This is a genomic window from Streptomyces sp. NPDC050388, assembly GCF_040655635.1.
Lineage (GTDB): Bacteria > Actinomycetota > Actinomycetes > Streptomycetales > Streptomycetaceae > Streptomyces.
The window spans coordinates 11,837-28,041 of sequence record NZ_JBFAKH010000089.1 but is presented as its reverse complement, the minus strand read 5'-3'; the positions used below and the strand labels follow the sequence as shown (position 1 = coordinate 28,041).

At 69.2% G+C, this 16,205-nt stretch carries 15 protein-coding genes, 1 rRNA gene and 1 riboswitch; of the genes, 12 read left to right on the top strand and 4 right to left on the bottom strand.

The genetic code is table 11. The features are described 5' to 3' along the window. The 11 genes from rrf to AB0I73_RS33850 form a co-directional block, all read left to right on the top strand. Nucleotides 1-95, top strand: a 5S ribosomal RNA gene (rrf, locus tag AB0I73_RS33900); the annotation flags it as partial. Nucleotides 96-204: 109 nt separating this feature from the next. Then, the gene (locus tag AB0I73_RS33895) at nucleotides 205-813 is read left to right on the top strand and encodes a CDP-alcohol phosphatidyltransferase family protein (RefSeq protein WP_109383035.1); all 609 of its coding nucleotides are present in this window, start codon (nucleotides 205-207) and stop codon (nucleotides 811-813) included. A 115-nt stretch (nucleotides 814-928) separates the two neighbouring features. Further along, entirely contained in the window at nucleotides 929-3,424 is a 2,496-nt protein-coding gene (locus tag AB0I73_RS33890; protein WP_109383034.1) for a mannose-1-phosphate guanyltransferase, read from the top strand. Nucleotides 3,425-3,603: 179 nt separating this feature from the next. Continuing rightward, on the top strand, nucleotides 3,604-4,458 hold the full coding sequence (locus tag AB0I73_RS33885) for a DUF881 domain-containing protein (protein ID WP_363043915.1): 855 nt from the start codon (nucleotides 3,604-3,606) through the stop codon (nucleotides 4,456-4,458). Beyond that, entirely contained in the window at nucleotides 4,455-4,787 is a 333-nt protein-coding gene (locus AB0I73_RS33880) for a small basic family protein (RefSeq protein WP_003988855.1), read from the top strand. Before AB0I73_RS33885 ends, AB0I73_RS33880 begins: the two co-directional genes overlap by 4 nt. Nucleotides 4,788-4,906: 119 nt before the next feature. Beyond that, nucleotides 4,907-5,692, top strand: coding sequence for a DUF881 domain-containing protein (locus tag AB0I73_RS33875; protein ID WP_363043913.1), 786 nt, complete (start codon nucleotides 4,907-4,909; stop codon nucleotides 5,690-5,692). 61 nt (nucleotides 5,693-5,753) lie between these two features. Beyond that, a complete protein-coding gene (locus AB0I73_RS33870) occupies nucleotides 5,754-6,701 on the top strand; it encodes an FHA domain-containing protein (RefSeq protein WP_363043911.1) in 948 nt (315 codons plus the stop codon). 46 nt (nucleotides 6,702-6,747) lie between these two features. Beyond that, nucleotides 6,748-7,491 (top strand): MerR family transcriptional regulator, encoded by a 744-nt coding sequence (locus AB0I73_RS33865; protein ID WP_363043909.1) that lies wholly within the window; start codon nucleotides 6,748-6,750, stop codon nucleotides 7,489-7,491. Between the two features lie 83 nt (nucleotides 7,492-7,574). Continuing rightward, nucleotides 7,575-8,048 (top strand): bifunctional nuclease family protein, encoded by a 474-nt coding sequence (locus AB0I73_RS33860; RefSeq protein ID WP_003988851.1) that lies wholly within the window; start codon nucleotides 7,575-7,577, stop codon nucleotides 8,046-8,048. Between the two features lie 217 nt (nucleotides 8,049-8,265). Continuing rightward, on the top strand, nucleotides 8,266-8,952 hold the full coding sequence (locus AB0I73_RS33855) for a MerR family transcriptional regulator (RefSeq protein WP_363043907.1): 687 nt from the start codon (nucleotides 8,266-8,268) through the stop codon (nucleotides 8,950-8,952). Between the two features lie 98 nt (nucleotides 8,953-9,050). Next, nucleotides 9,051-10,487, top strand: coding sequence for a DNA polymerase IV (locus AB0I73_RS33850; RefSeq protein ID WP_363043905.1), 1,437 nt, complete (start codon nucleotides 9,051-9,053; stop codon nucleotides 10,485-10,487). Nucleotides 10,488-10,518: 31 nt separating this feature from the next. On the opposite strand, the gene AB0I73_RS33845 is transcribed toward AB0I73_RS33850, so the two are convergent. Next, entirely contained in the window at nucleotides 10,519-10,896 is a 378-nt protein-coding gene (locus tag AB0I73_RS33845) for a PRC-barrel domain-containing protein (RefSeq protein WP_363043903.1), read from the bottom strand. A gap of 118 nt (nucleotides 10,897-11,014) precedes the next feature. Beyond that, nucleotides 11,015-11,111: riboswitch (glycine riboswitch) on the top strand. A 172-nt stretch (nucleotides 11,112-11,283) separates the two neighbouring features. Here AB0I73_RS33845 and gcvP point away from each other — a divergent pair. Further along, nucleotides 11,284-14,169, top strand: coding sequence for an aminomethyl-transferring glycine dehydrogenase (gene gcvP / locus AB0I73_RS33840; RefSeq protein WP_363043901.1), 2,886 nt, complete (start codon nucleotides 11,284-11,286; stop codon nucleotides 14,167-14,169). Nucleotides 14,170-14,259: 90 nt separating this feature from the next. Here gcvP and AB0I73_RS33835 read toward each other — a convergent pair whose 3' ends face one another. From AB0I73_RS33835 to AB0I73_RS33825, 3 genes are all read right to left on the bottom strand, one after another. Next, the gene (locus AB0I73_RS33835) at nucleotides 14,260-14,655 is read right to left on the bottom strand and encodes a helix-turn-helix transcriptional regulator (RefSeq protein ID WP_363043899.1); all 396 of its coding nucleotides are present in this window, start codon (nucleotides 14,653-14,655) and stop codon (nucleotides 14,260-14,262) included. Nucleotides 14,656-14,897: 242 nt separating this feature from the next. Next, on the bottom strand, nucleotides 14,898-15,101 hold the full coding sequence (locus tag AB0I73_RS33830; protein ID WP_363043897.1) for a DUF5999 family protein: 204 nt from the start codon (nucleotides 15,099-15,101) through the stop codon (nucleotides 14,898-14,900). A gap of 385 nt (nucleotides 15,102-15,486) precedes the next feature. Further along, nucleotides 15,487-16,071 (bottom strand): hypothetical protein, encoded by a 585-nt coding sequence (locus AB0I73_RS33825; protein ID WP_363043895.1) that lies wholly within the window; start codon nucleotides 16,069-16,071, stop codon nucleotides 15,487-15,489. Nucleotides 16,072-16,205 lie beyond the last annotated feature (134 nt).

Sequence of the window (16,205 nt, the reverse complement as noted above, 5' to 3'; positions counted from 1 at the left end):
AAACGCCCGGTTACATTCCGAACCCGGAAGCTAAGCCCCAGAGCGCCGATGGTACTGCAGGGGGGACCCTGTGGGAGAGTAGGACGCCGCCGAACTTCTTTTAGAGCTCTGACTCTCGGGCATGCAACCCGAGAGTCAGAGCTTTTTTGTGTTGAGGTAGGGTCAGTGAGCATCATTGGTACGTTTCCCACAGGAGGCCCCCGGGTGGAGGTCCAGGAGACGCGCGTCCAGACGGACCGTGTCCTCACCATCCCGAACATCCTCAGCATGGCGCGCCTTCTCGGCGTGCCTCTCTTCCTGTGGTTGATCCTCAGGCCTGAGTTCGGCGGCCCGAAGAGTGACGGCTGGGCGCTTCTGGTGCTCGCTCTGAGCGGTGTCAGTGACTACCTGGACGGCAAACTCGCGCGACGGTGGAATCAGATCAGCAGTCTCGGTCGGCTTCTTGATCCCGCGGCCGACCGGCTCTACATTCTGTCGACTCTGCTCGGACTCACCTGGCGCGAGATTCTTCCGCTCTGGTTGACGGCCGTACTGCTGGCACGTGAGCTGGTTCTGCTGGTGATGGTGGGTGTCCTCCGGCGGCACGGCTATCCGCCGCCGCAGGTGAACTTCCTCGGGAAGGCGGCCACCTTCAACCTGATGTATGCCTTCCCCCTGCTGCTGCTCAGCGACGGTAGCGGTTGGATCTCGTCACTTGCTGCTGTTTTCGGATGGGCGTTCGCTGGATGGGGTACAACGCTGTACTGGTGGGCAGGAGTCCTCTATGTGGTCCAAGTCCGCCGCTTGGTGCGTGCGGACGCCATGGCCGGCTGAACTCGCTGACTGGCACGCGCAGAGTGGCGCGATGGCCCGCAGTGGAAACGTGCGGGACAATCTTGGTGGGTGAAGTCGGCTAGACCGTCGTCTCTTAGAGGAGGGCGCTTCCGACATGAAGGCCGTCGTGATGGCCGGAGGCGAAGGCACACGCCTTCGCCCCATGACCTCAAGTATGCCCAAGCCGCTCCTGCCAGTGGCCAATCAGCCGATCATGGAGCACGTTCTGCGGCTGCTCAAAAAGCATGGGCTCAACGAAACGGTTGTGACCGTCCAGTTCCTGGCATCGCTCGTCAAGAACTATTTCGGTGACGGCGAGGAGCTCGGAATGGAGCTCACCTATGCCAATGAGGAGAAGCCACTCGGTACCGCGGGAAGCGTCAAGAACGCCGAGGAGGCATTGAAGGACGACACCTTCCTTGTCATTTCCGGCGATGCTCTGACAGATTTCGACCTCACCGAGCTGATCAATTTCCACAAGGAAAAGGGAGCCCTGGTCACGGTCTGTCTGACCCGGGTGCCCAATCCGCTGGAATTCGGTATCACCATCGTGGACGAGCAGGGGAAGGTCGAGCGTTTCCTGGAGAAGCCGACCTGGGGGCAGGTCTTCTCCGACACGGTGAACACCGGGATCTACGTCATGGAGCCCGAGGTCTTCGACTATGTCGAGCCGGATGTGCCCGTCGACTGGTCCGGTGACGTCTTCCCACAGTTGATGAAGGAGGGCAAACCCGTCTACGGCTTTGTCGCCGAAGGCTACTGGGAAGATGTCGGCACCCATGAGAGCTACGTGAAGGCGCAGGCCGACGTCCTGGAGGGCAAGGTCGACGTCGATATCGACGGTTTCGAGATCTCGCCGGGCGTATGGGTGGCCGAGGGCGCCGAAGTACATCCCGACGCGGTCTTGCGCGGTCCGCTCTACATCGGTGACTACGCCAAGGTCGAGGCCGGCGCCGAGATCCGCGAGCACACGATCGTGGGGTCCAACGTCGTCGTGAAGAGCGGGGCCTTCCTGCACAGGGCCGTCGTCCACGACAATGTGTACGTCGGTCCGCACAGCAACCTGCGGGGTTGTGTCCTCGGCAGGAACACCGACGTCATGCGCGCGGCGCGGATCGAGGACGGCGCCGTCATCGGCGACGAATGCCTGATCGGCGAGGAATCGATCGTCCAAGGAAATGTGCGGGTCTACCCGTTCAAGACGATCGAGGCGGGAGCCTTCGTCAACACCTCGGTCATCTGGGAGTCCAGGGGACAGGCGCATCTATTTGGAGCCCGTGGGGTCTCGGGAATCCTGAACGTCGAGATCACCCCGGAACTCGCCGTGCGGCTGGCCGGCGCCTACGCGACGACGTTGAAGAAGGGATCGACGGTCACCACGGCCCGGGACCACTCCCGTGGTGCCCGCGCCCTGAAGCGTGCGGTCATCTCCGCGTTGCAGGCCAGCGCCATCGACGTACGGGACCTGGAGAACGTACCGTTGCCCGTGGCCCGGCAGCAGACCGCGCGGGGCAGCGCGGGCGGCATCATGATCCGCACCACACTCGGGGTGCCCGACTCGGTCGACATCATGTTCTTCGACGGGCAGGGTGCCGACCTCTCGCAAGGCAGCCAGCGCAAACTGGACCGGGTGTTCGCGCGGCAGGAGTACCGGCGTGCGTTTCCGGGAGAGATCGGCGATCTGCACTTCCCGGCGAGTGTCTTCGACTCGTACACCGGATCACTGCTGCGGAACGTCGACATCACGGGAATCGCGGAGTCCGGGCTGAAGGTCGTCGTGGACGCGTCGAACGGCAGTGCGGGGCTCGTTCTGCCGAGTCTGCTCGGCAAACTCGGTGTCGACTCGCTGACCATCAACCCCGGCCTGAACGAGTCCAGGCCGACCGAGACGGCCGATATGCGGCGCTCGGGACTGGTGCGGCTCGGTGAGATGGTGGCGTCCTCCGGTGCCGCGTTCGGTGTGCGATTCGACCCCGTCGGCGAGCGGCTGTCCCTGGTCGACGAGAAGGGGAGGATCATCGAGGACGACCGGGCGCTGCTCGTCCTGCTCGACCTCATCGCGGCCGAGCGGCGCAGCGGCAGGGTCGCGCTTCCCGTGACCACCACCAGGATCGCCGAACAGGTGGCTGCTTATCACGGCACGCAGGTGGAGTGGACGACCACCTCGCCCGACGACCTGACGCGCGTGGGCGGGGAGGAGGGGACGATCTTCGGCGGTGACGGCAAGGGCGGTTTCATCGTTCCGGAGTTCAGCCGGGTCTACGACGGTACCGCGGCCTTCGTCCGGCTCATCGGTCTGGTGGCGAGGACTCAGCTCACGCTCAGCCAGATCGACGCGCGGATCCCGCGCGCGCACGTGATCAAGCGTGATCTGGCGACTCCGTGGGCCGTCAAGGGGCTGGTGATGCGGCGGGTCGTCGAGGAGGCCGGTGAACGCTTCGTGGACACCACAGACGGTGTACGCGTGGTGGAGCCCGACGGTCGCTGGGTGATGGTGCTGCCCGACCCTGCCGAGGCGGTCACCCACCTGTGGGCGGAGGGACCCGACGACGCCTCCGCCCAGGCCCTGCTCGACGAGTGGGCGGCCGTCGTGGACAGCGCGGGACGATAGGCGGGACGGCAGAACCAGCGGTACACGTGCGTGCCGGACAAGTGTCCCCAAGGGGGCCTGTCCGGCACGCCGGTAGGGTCGTTCGGAGGTAGTGGCCGTGGCGTGCGACGATGTGCGGCATGCCGCAGCAACCCCCCGTTCGGAGCACACCCCAGCGGCCTCCGCGCCCGGACGCGTCCATGTCGTTGCTCACCAATGTGATGGACCACAGCCTCGACGAGGGATACGCCGAGGCCGCCGCGCGGAAGCAGGCCGACGGCAGCGGCGGTATGCCGAAGACCCTCAGGGCGAAACTGGGGCTCGCCGGTGGTCTGGTGCTCGCCGCCCTGGTCGTGACCGTGGGAGCCGCGCAGGCCAGGGTGGCGGCCCCCGTCGTCGCCAAGGAGCGCGAGGAACTGATCGACAGGATCGACCGCGAGACCGAGGCGGCGGACAAGCTCAAGGACGGCGTCGACGCACTCCGTGACGATGTGGGCGCACGGCAGCGCGAGGCACTCAAGCACAGTGGTGAGGGCGACCGTACCGAGCTGGTGGGCGTCCTGGCGGGTGCCGTCGCGGTGCACGGGCCCGGAGTGAAGCTCGTGGTGAACGACGCCAAGGACACGAGCGTCGGCGGGGACGGCGACGCTCGGTCCACCTCCGGGTTCTCCGACACCGGGCGGGTCCGCGACCGTGATATGCAACGTGTGGTCAACGGCCTGTGGGAGTCCGGCGCCGAGGCCGTCTCGATCAATGGGCAGCGGCTGACCGCTCTGTCTGCGATCAGGGCCGCGGGAGACGCGATACTGGTCGACAACAGGCCGCTGGTACCGCCGTACACGGTGCTCGCGGTGGGGGAAGGTCAGCAGCTGAGCAGCCGGTTCCAGAACAGTGCGGACGGGCTGTATCTGCAGGCCCTGGAGGAGAGCTACGACATCCGCACCGAACTTTCGGTGGAGGGCGACCTCCGGCTGCCCGCCGCGCCGAGTGTGATCGTACGAACCGCACAACCGATAACCGAGACGACACCTGCAACTGAGAAGGGCATATCGTGATCGCCGTACTGGGCCTCGTCGTGGGAGTCGTGGCCGGCCTGTTGGTCCGGCCCGAGGTTCCGGCGGTCGTCGAGCCTTATCTGCCGATCGCCGTCGTGGCGGCGCTCGACGCCGTCTTCGGCGGGCTGCGGGCCATGCTCGACGGCATCTTCGACGACAAGGTCTTCGTGGTGTCGTTCCTGTCGAACGTGGTGGTGGCCGCGCTGATCGTCTTCCTCGGAGACAAGTTGGGCGTGGGGGCCCAGCTGTCCACCGGGGTCGTGGTCGTCCTCGGCATCCGGATCTTCTCCAACGCCGCGGCGATCCGCCGGCACGTGTTCCGGGCGTGAGGCCGATGAGCGATCACGAGCACGACAGGACGACGCCCGAGCCGGCAGCCGGAGCACCCCCGGTACCCGGACCACGCCCGGCATCCGGTGGCAGTCTCCGCAAGGAACTGCCCGACGAGGTGTCCGCGCCCGCGCCCGCGGTCGAGGACGGGCAGACACCGCCGGAGCCGCCCGGATCCGGTCTGACCGGACGGCAGCGGCTGGTGAAGGGGCTGTGGCCGCCACGGATCACCCGAGCTCAACTCATCGTCGCCGTGCTGCTGTTCGGCCTGGGTTTCGGCCTGGCCGTCCAGGTCGCCTCGAACAGCGAGGGGGACAGTGCCCTGCGCGGCGCCCGTCAGGAAGATCTTGTTCGTATCCTCGATGAACTCGATGACCGCACAGAGCGTCTTGAGGATGAGAAGCAAGGGCTCGAGAAGCAGCGTGACGAGTTGGAGAACAGCTCCGACCAGGCCGAGGAGGCCCGGAGACAGACGGCCGAGAAGGAACGGCAACTCGGCATCCTGGCGGGAACCGTGGCCGCGCAGGGGCCCGGTATCACGTTGGTCATCGAGGACACGAAGGGGATGGTGAAGGCGAACATGCTGCTCGACGCCGTTCAGGAGCTGCGCGCGGCCGGCGCCGAGGCCATTCAGTTGGACGGCGTGCGGGTCGTGGCGGGCACCTACCTGGCCGATTCCGGCAACGGGGTGAGCGTCGACGGGAACAAGATCACTGCTCCCTATCGTTTCAAGGTCATCGGCAAGCCGCAGGACCTCGAGCCGGCGCTCAACATCCCAGGAGGTGTGGTGCAGACTCTCGAGAAGGAACAGGCCACCGCCTCCGTGGAGCGGTCGGCCAAGATCGTCGTGGATGCCTTGCGGCCGGCGAAGCAGCCTGACTACGCTCGGTCGTCCTCCCAGTGAAGCGGGGGTGCATGGAGGGTGATCGGCGAGGGCATGAGGTTGCGGGGGGTCGGCGCACCGAATGGGTGGTGCGTGGTGGAAACTGTCTGGTGGATACGGACGTTGTGAGGATGTCCGGGTCGGCCAATGTGTTCAGTCAGGGTTCGTCCTGCCCCACGGGCGGGTCTGTTTCGGTCAAGGGGAATCGCCCGTGAAGTTGTTTGGGAAGTTGTTCGGCAAGAGCGCACGAGAAGGCCGCGACAGCGAGACTGCCCGGCATCGCGCACAGCCGGAGGCGGAAGGTTCACGTCCGCTGTTCCGGGACCAGGTGGGCGGTCAGGGCGAGGGCGTTGCGGGAGGTCAGGGCGCGTCGTCGGTTGACCCTGCGCAGTCGAGCGGCATAGGTTTCGGGCAACCGTCAACCTCAGGTACGGGTGGAGGGTTCTCCGACCCGTACGCGTCCCAAGCCCCCGGTGGGCAGGAGGATCCGTCCATGTCGGTCCTGGTATGTGCGAGGTGCGGTAACCGCAACCCGGAGAACAGCCGGTTCTGCTCCAACTGTGGAGCTCCGCTCCGGCCCGGAGTCGCCCCGGAGCGTCCCTCCGAGACGACCTCCACCATCTCCATCTCCGGTCTTGAGGCCTACGACGCGGAGGTCACCGGCCAGACGCAGATGCCGATGCTGTCGCCCGAGGCGCAGGCGGCCGTCGACGCGCTGCCGGTGGGCTCGGCACTCCTGGTCGTGCGCCGCGGGCCGAACTCGGGCAGCCGCTTCCTGCTGGACGGTGACCTGACGACGGCCGGTCGGCACCCGCAGAGCGACATCTTCCTGGACGACGTGACGGTCTCGCGTCGACACGTGGAGTTCCGCCGCGGCCAGGACGGTTCCTTCACGGTGGCCGACGTGGGCAGTCTGAACGGCACGTACGTCAACCGTGAGCGGATCGACCAGGTCGGTCTGTCGAACGGTGACGAGGTGCAGATCGGCAAGTACCGGCTGGTGTTCTACGCGAGCCAGCGGGGCTACTGATCCTCCCCGGGTTCCGTCCGGGGCACCCTGACCCCAGGGAAGGTCCATGCTTCACACACCGAGCGGCGGTGCCGGGCACGGCGCCGCCGCCGCGGAAACTGGACTGATGAGCATCGGCACGGTGCTGAACGTGCTGCGCGAGGAGTTCCCCGAAGTCACCATCTCCAAGATCCGCTTTTTGGAGTCGGAGGGGCTCATCGAGCCGCAGCGGACCCCCTCGGGGTATCGCAAGTTCAGCGCGGCGGACGTCGAGCGGCTCGGGCATGTTCTGCGGATGCAGCGGGACCACTATCTGCCGCTCAAGGTGATCCGCGAGCACCTGGCGGCGATGGAGCGCGGCGAGGCCCTCCCGCTGGCGGTGCTGTCCCGGCAGCGGGACGGGGAAGCAGGCCCCGGGCCGTCCGCCGATCCCGCCGCCACGGCGGCCCGGATCGGGCGAGCGCAGCTGCTGGCGGCCGTCGGCATCGACCAGGAGCAGCTCGTGGAGTGGGAGTCGTACGGGCTGCTCGCTCCCGTCGAGGACGAGGTGTACGACGCAGAGGCGGTCACCGTCGCCGGTCTCATCACCGAGTTGGGGCGGTTCGGGATCGAGCCGAGACACCTGAGGGCGATGAAGGCCGCCGCGGAGCGGGAGGCCGGGCTGGTGGACCAGGTCGTCGCCCCGCTCAAACGCCACCGCAACCCGCAGACCAGGGCTCATGCGGAGGCGCGTGCGAAGGAGCTCGCCGGTCTCACGGTGAAGCTGCACACCGCGCTGGTGAGCTCGGCACTCGGGGTGCGGCTGCCCTGAGGGGCACGGATCGGGGGACCGGATCGGCCACCTGATCCCGGCCCGACTACCCAAACGTCCCGGGCACGGCCTAGGGTTGCTGTGTGAACGAGCTCGATGTCGTAGGTGTCCGGGTCGAAATGCCCTCGAACCAACCGATCGTGCTGCTGCGCGAAGTGGGAGGCGACCGGTACCTCCCCATCTGGATCGGGCCGGGGGAGGCGACGGCCATCGCCTTCGCCCAGCAGGGCATGGCTCCGGCGCGCCCGCTGACCCACGACCTCTTCAAGGACGTGCTGGAAGCCGTTGGCCAAGAGCTCACGGAAGTGCGCATCACGGATTTGCGCGAGGGGGTCTTCTACGCGGAGCTGGTCTTCGCCAGCGGCGTGGAGGTGAGTGCCCGGCCGTCCGACGCCATAGCGCTGGCGCTGCGCACGGGGACGCCGATCTACGGCAGTGACACAGTCCTCGACGACGCGGGGATCGCCATCCCGGACGAGCAGGAGGACGAGGTGGAGAAGTTCCGCGAGTTCCTCGACCAGATCTCGCCGGAGGATTTCGGCTCCAGCAGTCAGTGAGCGGCGGTGCCGTCCCGCCGGATTCCCGCTCGGGCCGGCGGTGCGCGAGGGCGTCGCACGGCCCGCGCAGAAGACATTCGGCTAGCCTTTCCCCGCGGTGGGGCACGGGAAACCACTCTTAGGGTGATTATCACTCGGCGTGCCGAGTGTGGCGATCGTTGACGCGCCCTTGGTGACTGCCTACCGTCGAGGAGGCAGGTCGAGGACGGAGGTCGGCGTGAGAAGCACCGGCGACGGTACGGCTGGGGGCGCCCCCGGACACGGTCTCGGGGCGAGCGGTCCGTACCCTCACCCAGGCCCTCAGCTCCGCGCGGGCGGGGCGTATGCCCAACACAGCAGTGCGGCCGATCATGCTCCGCAGCGGCCGGCGGCCGTGCCGAACAGCGGAGGGGCGACGACGTCCATGGTGTCCGAGGAGATCGGCTACCGCGGCCCCACGGCCTGCGCGGCCGCCGGCATCACCTACCGGCAACTGGACTACTGGGCCCGCACGGGACTGGTCGAGCCAAGTGTGCGGCCCGCGCACGGCTCCGGGACACAGCGGCTGTACGGCTTCCGGGACGTCGTCGTCCTGAAGATCGTCAAGCGGTTCCTGGACACCGGCGTGTCGCTGCAGAACATTCGCACCACCGTCCAGCATCTGCGGGAGCGAGGCTTTCGTGACCTGGAGCGCATGACGCTGATGAGCGACGGAGCCACGGTCTACGAGTGCGACACGCCGGATGAGGTCCATGCCCTGCTCCAGGGCGGCCAGGGGATCTTCGGGATCGCCGTCGGTGTGGTGTGGCGGGATGTCGAGAGCGCGCTGTCCCAGTTGCACGGGGAGCGTGTCGACACCGGAGAAACACTGATCGGGCCCAACCCGATGGACGAGCTGGCGCGGCGGCGGAACCGCGCGGTCTGAGCCGTCGGGGCCGGCCGAGCGGCCCGTGCGGTCCGGGGCGGTCGGTGGACGGCCCGTGCGGCAGGGCATTGTCAGTGGCGTAGGGCAGCATCGGAGATGTGAGACCCGCGCCTACCATCCTGCATCTCGACATGGACGCCTTCTTCGCCTCGGTGGAGCAGGCGTCCAAGCCGAGCCTGCGAGGGAAAGCCGTGATCGTGGGCGGGCTCGGGCCGCGCGGAGTGGTCGCCACCGCCTCGTACGAGGCCCGGACCTTCGGCGTGCGTTCCGCGCTGCCCATGGCGCAGGCGCGGCGGCTCGCGCCGAACGCGGCGTATCTCGTGCCGCGCTTCGCGTTCTACCGGTCGATCAGCAACCAGGTGATGGGGCTGCTGCGGGCGCTGTCGCCGCTGGTGGAGCCATTGAGCCTGGACGAGGCGTTCGTGGACCTGGAGGCCGGCGGGGCGGCCTGGGACGAGCGGTCGGCCCGGTTGGCCGGGGCGAAACTGCGCGCGGACATACGGGAGGTCACCGGGCTCACCGGATCCGTCGGGCTCGCCGCCTCCAAGATGCTGGCGAAGATCGCCTCGGAGCAGGCGAAGCCCGACGGGCTGGTGCTCATCGAGCCGGGAAGGGAGCGGGCCCTGCTGGCGCCGCTCCCGGTCCGGACGCTGCCGGGAGTGGGGCCCGCCACCGGTGACCACCTGCGCAGGGCCGGGATCCACACGGTCGGCGAGCTCGCCGAGGCCGGGGAGGACGAGCTGGTGCGGTTGCTCGGCAAGGCACACGGGCACGCGCTGTACGCCATGGCCCTGGCGCGGGACGAACGGCCCGTGGTGGCCGAGCGGGAGACGAAGTCGGTGTCGGTCGAGGACACGTATGACGTGGATATTCACGACCGGGTGCGGGTCGGTACGGAGGTGCGGCGGCTCGCCGATCGCTGTGTGCGCAGGCTGCGGGGAGCGGGGCTGGCGGGACGGACCATCGTGCTGAAGGTGCGGCGCTACGACTTCTCGACGCTCACCCGGTCCGAGACGCTGCGGGGGCCCACGGACGATCCGGCGGTGGTGCGCGAGGCGGCGGCACGGCTGCTGGAATCGGTCGACACGACAGGCGGAGTACGGCTGCTGGGCGTGGGGGTCAGCGGACTCGCGGACTACACCCAGGAGGACTTGTTCGCACAGGCGGCGGGGGACCGGGCGGAGGAGTCGCCGGGCGAGGAGGACCGGGTGACCGCACCCATGGGGGAAGAACAGCAGACGAGCACGGAGCGGCGCTGGCCGGCCGGGCACGACGTACGGCACACCGAGTACGGGCACGGGTGGGTGCAGGGCAGCGGCCTGGGCCGGGTCACGGTCCGGTTCGAGACGCCCGACTCGGCGGTGGGACGGGTGAAGACCTTCCGCACCGACGACCCGGCCCTGCAACCGGCGGATCCGCTGCCACTGGTGGATCCAAGCCCCGGGGAGGGCGAGAGACCGCGGGACGGCGCGGAGACGGGCGACGGCTCGGGGGCGAGTCCCGGTGTCGTGGGCCCGGGGCCCTCGCAGGCGTGAGTGGGCTTCGTGCTCCCGGCTCCGGGGGCCGTCAGGCCGGGCGGTCGTCGCGGTCGGCGAGCTTGCCGAAGTCGCGGTCCGGAAGCGGGGGAGGCGCGGAGACGTCCAGACCGTAGTGGTGGTAGAGCTGGAGCTCCTGCTCCGGGGAGAGGTGGCGGCCCACGCCGAAGTCGGGAGCGTCCTTGATCAGGGCGCGTTCGAAGGGTATGTGGAGGCTGCCGTCGATCAGCTCGCTCGGCTCCAGGGGGACGAAGGCGTCCCTGCTGAACAAGCCGGTGCGTATCGCCGCCCACTCGGGTACGCCGGTGGCGTCGTCGAGATAGACCTCGTCGATGGTGCCGATCCGGGTTCCGTTGCGGTCGAACGCCTTGCGGCCGATCAGGTTGCGCGGATCGATGTCGGTCTGCACGGGCCCTCCACTGGTCGCAATCCGCAATCACTCGTCAGCACTACGAAACGGCACAATTGGTCCGGCGGCCACTCGAAGGACCGGGGGTTGCCCTCGCTGGTACGCTGACAGCGGCTGCTGACCCCGTGCGGGAGAGTCCTCCGGACACCACCGGAGGGCGCCGAAGGAGCAAATCCTCCCCGGAAACTCTCAGGCCCACGTACCGCATGGACGAGGTCACTCTGGAAAGCAGGGCGGGTGTCGACGGCTCCCGCTCTCACCGACGGTGAAAGCCGGGCGCCCTGCGGCGGTCCGGTGAAGCTCTCAGGTTGAGATGACAGAGGGGGAGGCCGTCCGGGCACCCGCCATGGTGCCCCTCGAAGGTCGTCAGACCAGGAGGCCTCCGCAATGACCGCCCACCGCATTCCCCTCTCCGAGCTCGAACAGGGAACGCCCTTCGAGCAGCGCCACATCGGCCCCGACCACGAGGCCCGCGCCAAAATGCTCGCGCAGGTCGGCTACGGCTCGCTCGACGAGCTGACGGCTGCGGCGGTCCCGGATGTGATCAAGAACGCCGACGCGCTCGACCTGCCGGGCGCCCGGACCGAGCCCGAGGTACTGGCCGAGCTCCGGTCGCTGGCCGACCGCAACGAGGTGCTCGGCTCCATGATCGGGCTCGGGTACTACGGGACCTTCACGCCCCCCGTCATCCTGCGCAACGTGATGGAGAACCCCGCCTGGTACACGGCCTACACGCCGTACCAGCCGGAGATCTCGCAGGGGCGGCTCGAGGCACTGCTGAACTTCCAGACCATGGTCGCCGAACTGACCGGCCTGCCGACCTCCGGGGCCTCACTGCTCGACGAGGGCACGGCCGCCGCCGAGGCGATGGCGCTGTCGCGTCGCATGGGCAAGAACAAGAACGGTCTGTTCCTGGTCGACGCGGACGCACTGCCGCAGACGATCGCCGTGATCGAGACCCGTGCCGAGCCGACCGGTGTCGAGGTCGTCGTCGCCGACCTGAGCGAGGGCATCCCCGCCGAGATCGCCGAGCGCGGGATCAACGGCGTGCTGATCCAGTACCCGGGCGCCTCCGGAGCCGTACGCGACATCAAGCCGGTGATCGACCGGGCGCACGAGTTGGGCGCGCTGGTCACCGTCGCCGCCGATCTGCTCGCCCTCACGCTGCTGACGTCGCCCGGCGAACTCGGCGCGGACATCGCGGTTGGCACGACACAGCGCTTCGGTGTGCCCATGGGCTTCGGCGGGCCGCACGCCGGATACATGGCCGTGCACGAGAAGATGGCGCGCAGCCTGCCCGGACGGCTCGTCGGTGTCTCCGTCGACGCGGACGGCCACCAGGCCTACCGGCTCGCGCTCCAGACCCGTGAGCAGCACATCCGCCGTGAGAAGGCCACCAGCAACATCTGTACCGCTCAGGTGCTGCTCGCCGTGATGGCCGGGATGTACGCCGTCTACCACGGTCCCGAAGGACTGCGGACCATCGCGTGGCGCACCCACCGTTACGCGACCGTCCTCGCCGAAGGGCTCCGGGCCGGCGGCGTGGAGATCGTCCACAGCTCCTACTTCGACACGCTGACCGTGCGGGTCCCGGGCCGGGGTGCCGAGGTCGTCGCCGCCGCGCGGGACAACGGCGTCAACCTGCTCCTCGTCGACGCCGACCACGTCTCGATCGCCTGCGACGAGACCACCACACGGGCCCGGCTCGCCGCCGTGTGGAACGCCTTCGGGGTCGAGGCCGACGTCGAGAGCCTGGACGCGGCAGCGCCCGACACCCTGCCGGACGCCCTGCTGCGCACCGACGAGTACCTGACGCACCCCGTCTTCCACCAGCACCGCTCCGAGACCGCGATGCTGCGCTACCTGCGGCGGCTCGCCGACCGTGACTACGCGCTGGACCGCGGGATGATTCCGCTGGGCTCCTGCACCATGAAGCTCAACGCGACCACGGAGATGGAGCCGATCACCTGGCCCGAGTTCGGGCAGCTGCACCCCTTCGCGCCGGCCGAGCAGGCCCAGGGCTACCTCACGCTCATCCACGAACTGGAGGAGCGTCTCGCCGAGGTCACCGGCTACGACAAGGTGAGCCTCCAGCCCAACGCGGGTTCCCAGGGCGAACTGGCCGGGCTGCTCGCCGTGCGCGGCTACCACCGGGCCAACGGCGACGAGCAGCGCACCGTCTGCCTCATCCCGTCCTCCGCGCACGGCACCAACGCGGCCAGCGCCGTCATGGCCGGGATGAAGGTCGTCGTCGTGAAGACCGCCGAGGACGGCGAGGTCGACATCGACGACCTGCGGGCGAAGATCGAGCAGTACCGCGACGAGCTGTCGGTGCTGATGATCACCTACCCGTCGACGCACGGTGTGTTCGAGGAGCACGTCGCCGAGATCTGCGCGGCGGTGCACGAGGCCGGCGGCCAGGTGTACGTGGACGGCGCGAACCTCAACGCGCTGGTCGGGCTGGCCAAGCCCGGGCACTTCGGCGGCGACGTCTCGCACCTGAACCTGCACAAGACCTTCTGCATCCCGCACGGTGGCGGCGGTCCCGGCGTCGGCCCGGTCGGGGTGCGGTCGCACCTGGCGTCGTACCTGCCGAACCACCCGCTCCAGCCCGGGGCCGGGCCGGAGACGGGGATCGGTCCGGTCTCGGCTGCCCCGTGGGGCTCCGCGGGCATCCTGCCCATCTCGTGGGCGTACGTCCGGCTCATGGGCGGCGAGGGGCTCAAGCGGGCCACCCAGGTGGCGGTGCTCAGCGCCAACTACATCGCCAAGCGCCTCGAACCGCACTACCCGGTGCTCTACACCGGCCCCGGCGGGCTGGTCGCGCACGAGTGCATCATCGACCTGCGCCCGCTGACCAAGGCGACCGGCGTGAGCGTGGACGACGTGGCCAAGCGACTGATCGACTACGGCTTCCACGCGCCGACGATGTCGTTCCCGGTGGCGGGAACGCTGATGATCGAGCCGACCGAGTCCGAGGACCTGGCCGAACTCGACCGGTTCTGCGAGACGATGATCGCGATTCGCGCGGAGATCGAGAAGGTCGGTTCCGGCGAGTGGCCCGTGGACGACAACCCGCTGCGCAACGCCCCGCACACCGCCGCCGCGCTCGGCACGGAGTGGCAGCACCCGTACAGCCGTGAGGAGGCCGTCTTCCCGACCGGTGTGAGCGCGGCCGACAAGTACTGGCCGCCGGTGCGCCGTGTCGACCAGGCCTTCGGCGACCGCAACCTGGTGTGCTCCTGCCCGCCGCTGGACGCGTACGACGACTGACGCGGAGGGCCCGGTCACCGGGACGGAGGAGCCGAAGGGCTCTGCTCCGGCCGTACGGCCGGAGCAGAGCCCTTCGGCGTGCCGCTTCCGTCAGACGCGGTCGATATGGACGTTTGTCGACTTCACGCGGGCGGTGGCCTCCATGCCGACCTCCAGTCCGAGCTCCTCGACGGCCTCGCGGGTCAGCAGCGAGACCAGACGGTGCGGGCCCGCCTGGATCTCGACCTGGGCCGCCACGTCGCCGAGCTTGATCGCGGTGACGATGCCGGGGAAGGCGTTGCGGGCCGAGGTGTACGGCGTGCCCTCCTCGGTGGCGCCGGCCTTCGCGAGGTCGACGGAGAACGCGGCCAGGTCCCGCCCGTCGATGAGCCGCCGTCCGCCTTCGTCGCGATGGGTGGTGAGCCGGCCCGCGTCCGCCCAGCGTCGGGCGGTGTCCGGGCTGACGCCGAGCAGCCGCGCTGCCTGGCCGATCGTGTAGGACTGCATGCCGATCACGATAGGCGGCGAGCGGAGCCGGACGGGACGGGGCCACCGGCGGATGTGACGTGAGACCGCCGTCCCCGGTGGGTGCCGACGGGGCTCAGAGGCGCTGCGCAGGAACCGCCCTGCTCGCCCGTACGACCAAGCCCGTGCCCGGCTCCACGCGGGGCGAGTCCGGCTGTTCGTCGCCGGGCGGACCCCGGACGGGGTTTTCCTCCGCGGGCGGGCACGGATCCGCCCGGTGGAGTTCAGGCGGTGGTCATCACCGCGGTGCCCCCGGGACGCTGCGGGGCGATGCTCCTGCCGTCGGGCAGGAGTTCACCGGTGTCCTCGAAGAGCACGACACCGTTGCACAGCAGGCTCCAGCCCTGCTCCGGGTGGTGCGCCACGACACGGGCGGACTCCCGGTCGGCGGATTCGGCTGAGGGGCACGGTGACGGATGCTGGCACATGGATGGGATCTTTCGCTCTGTTGTGACCTGTGGGTTGGTTGTTGTCTCTGTTGCGCGGCGTGGAACCTCGTTCATGGCCGCCCCCCGTTGTCATAGGTCGGTCGGAAACAAGTGTTGCCCTCCGGACGGCGATCCGCAGGGATTTCGCAGCACCGCCCCTCACAGGTCGATGACGCGTCACCCGCGCGGACGGTTCACCTCAACTGCACTGTCACTTCGGGTGGTTCCACATGGCCGGATGAGGCTAGTCCGAGGGTTCGGAGTGCTCGGGCCCGCTCGGGCCGGGGGCTCGGCGCACGCGTGTGCCCCGCCGCGGGGATCGGGCGGCGGGGCACGGGGTGGTCGTGCGGGAGCGGCGGGGCGTGACGCGCGTGACGCGCGTCGGTCAGGCGGGTGAGCCGAGCAGGCGGCTGGGCGTCACCCGGTGGGTCAGCACCGGGAGGAGTTCCGCGACCAGGTGCGGGCGGTGGGCCGCGATGCCGGGCGGCGCGGGGGCGAGCGGGACGAGCAGGTCGGTGGCGGCGGGGTGGCCGGCGGCACCGTCCGCGGTGCGGTCGCCGTGCAGCCAGAGGGTCAGCATGTAGAGGCCGGGCACCGACAACAGCCGGGGCTGGTACGGCTGCGGCAGGGACTCGGCCTGGCGCAGGGCCAGTTCGGTGGAGGCGATGTACGGGCCCTCGAAGAAGCGGGAGAAGGTCCAGCCGTCGGGGGTGAGTACGGTGTCGGCCGCGGCCACCGCCCGGTCGCCGCAGCGGATCAGGAAGCGCCAGCCGGCCAGTCGCGTCGCGGACACGCCTTCGGCGGTGGTCCGGTCCAGGACGTGCACGGGCAGCGGCAGTTCGGGCGAGACCGGTCCCTGGGCACCGAGGAGGGAGGGGGTCCGGGCCTCGCTGACCGCGGTGGAGGAGGAGAGCGCGGTCAGGACGGAACGCAGTGCGGGCGCGGGGGCCGGGGGGACATGCAGGGGCATGGTGGGTCGCCTCTCATTCGAAGGCACGGTGGCGCGAGGGCGGGGCGGACGACGCTGTCAGCTCACGAAGGGTCGGAAGGCAGGGGCCGGGGTCTGAGCGCGAGAGGTGGGGGTGAGGACTGCCGCACGTCACC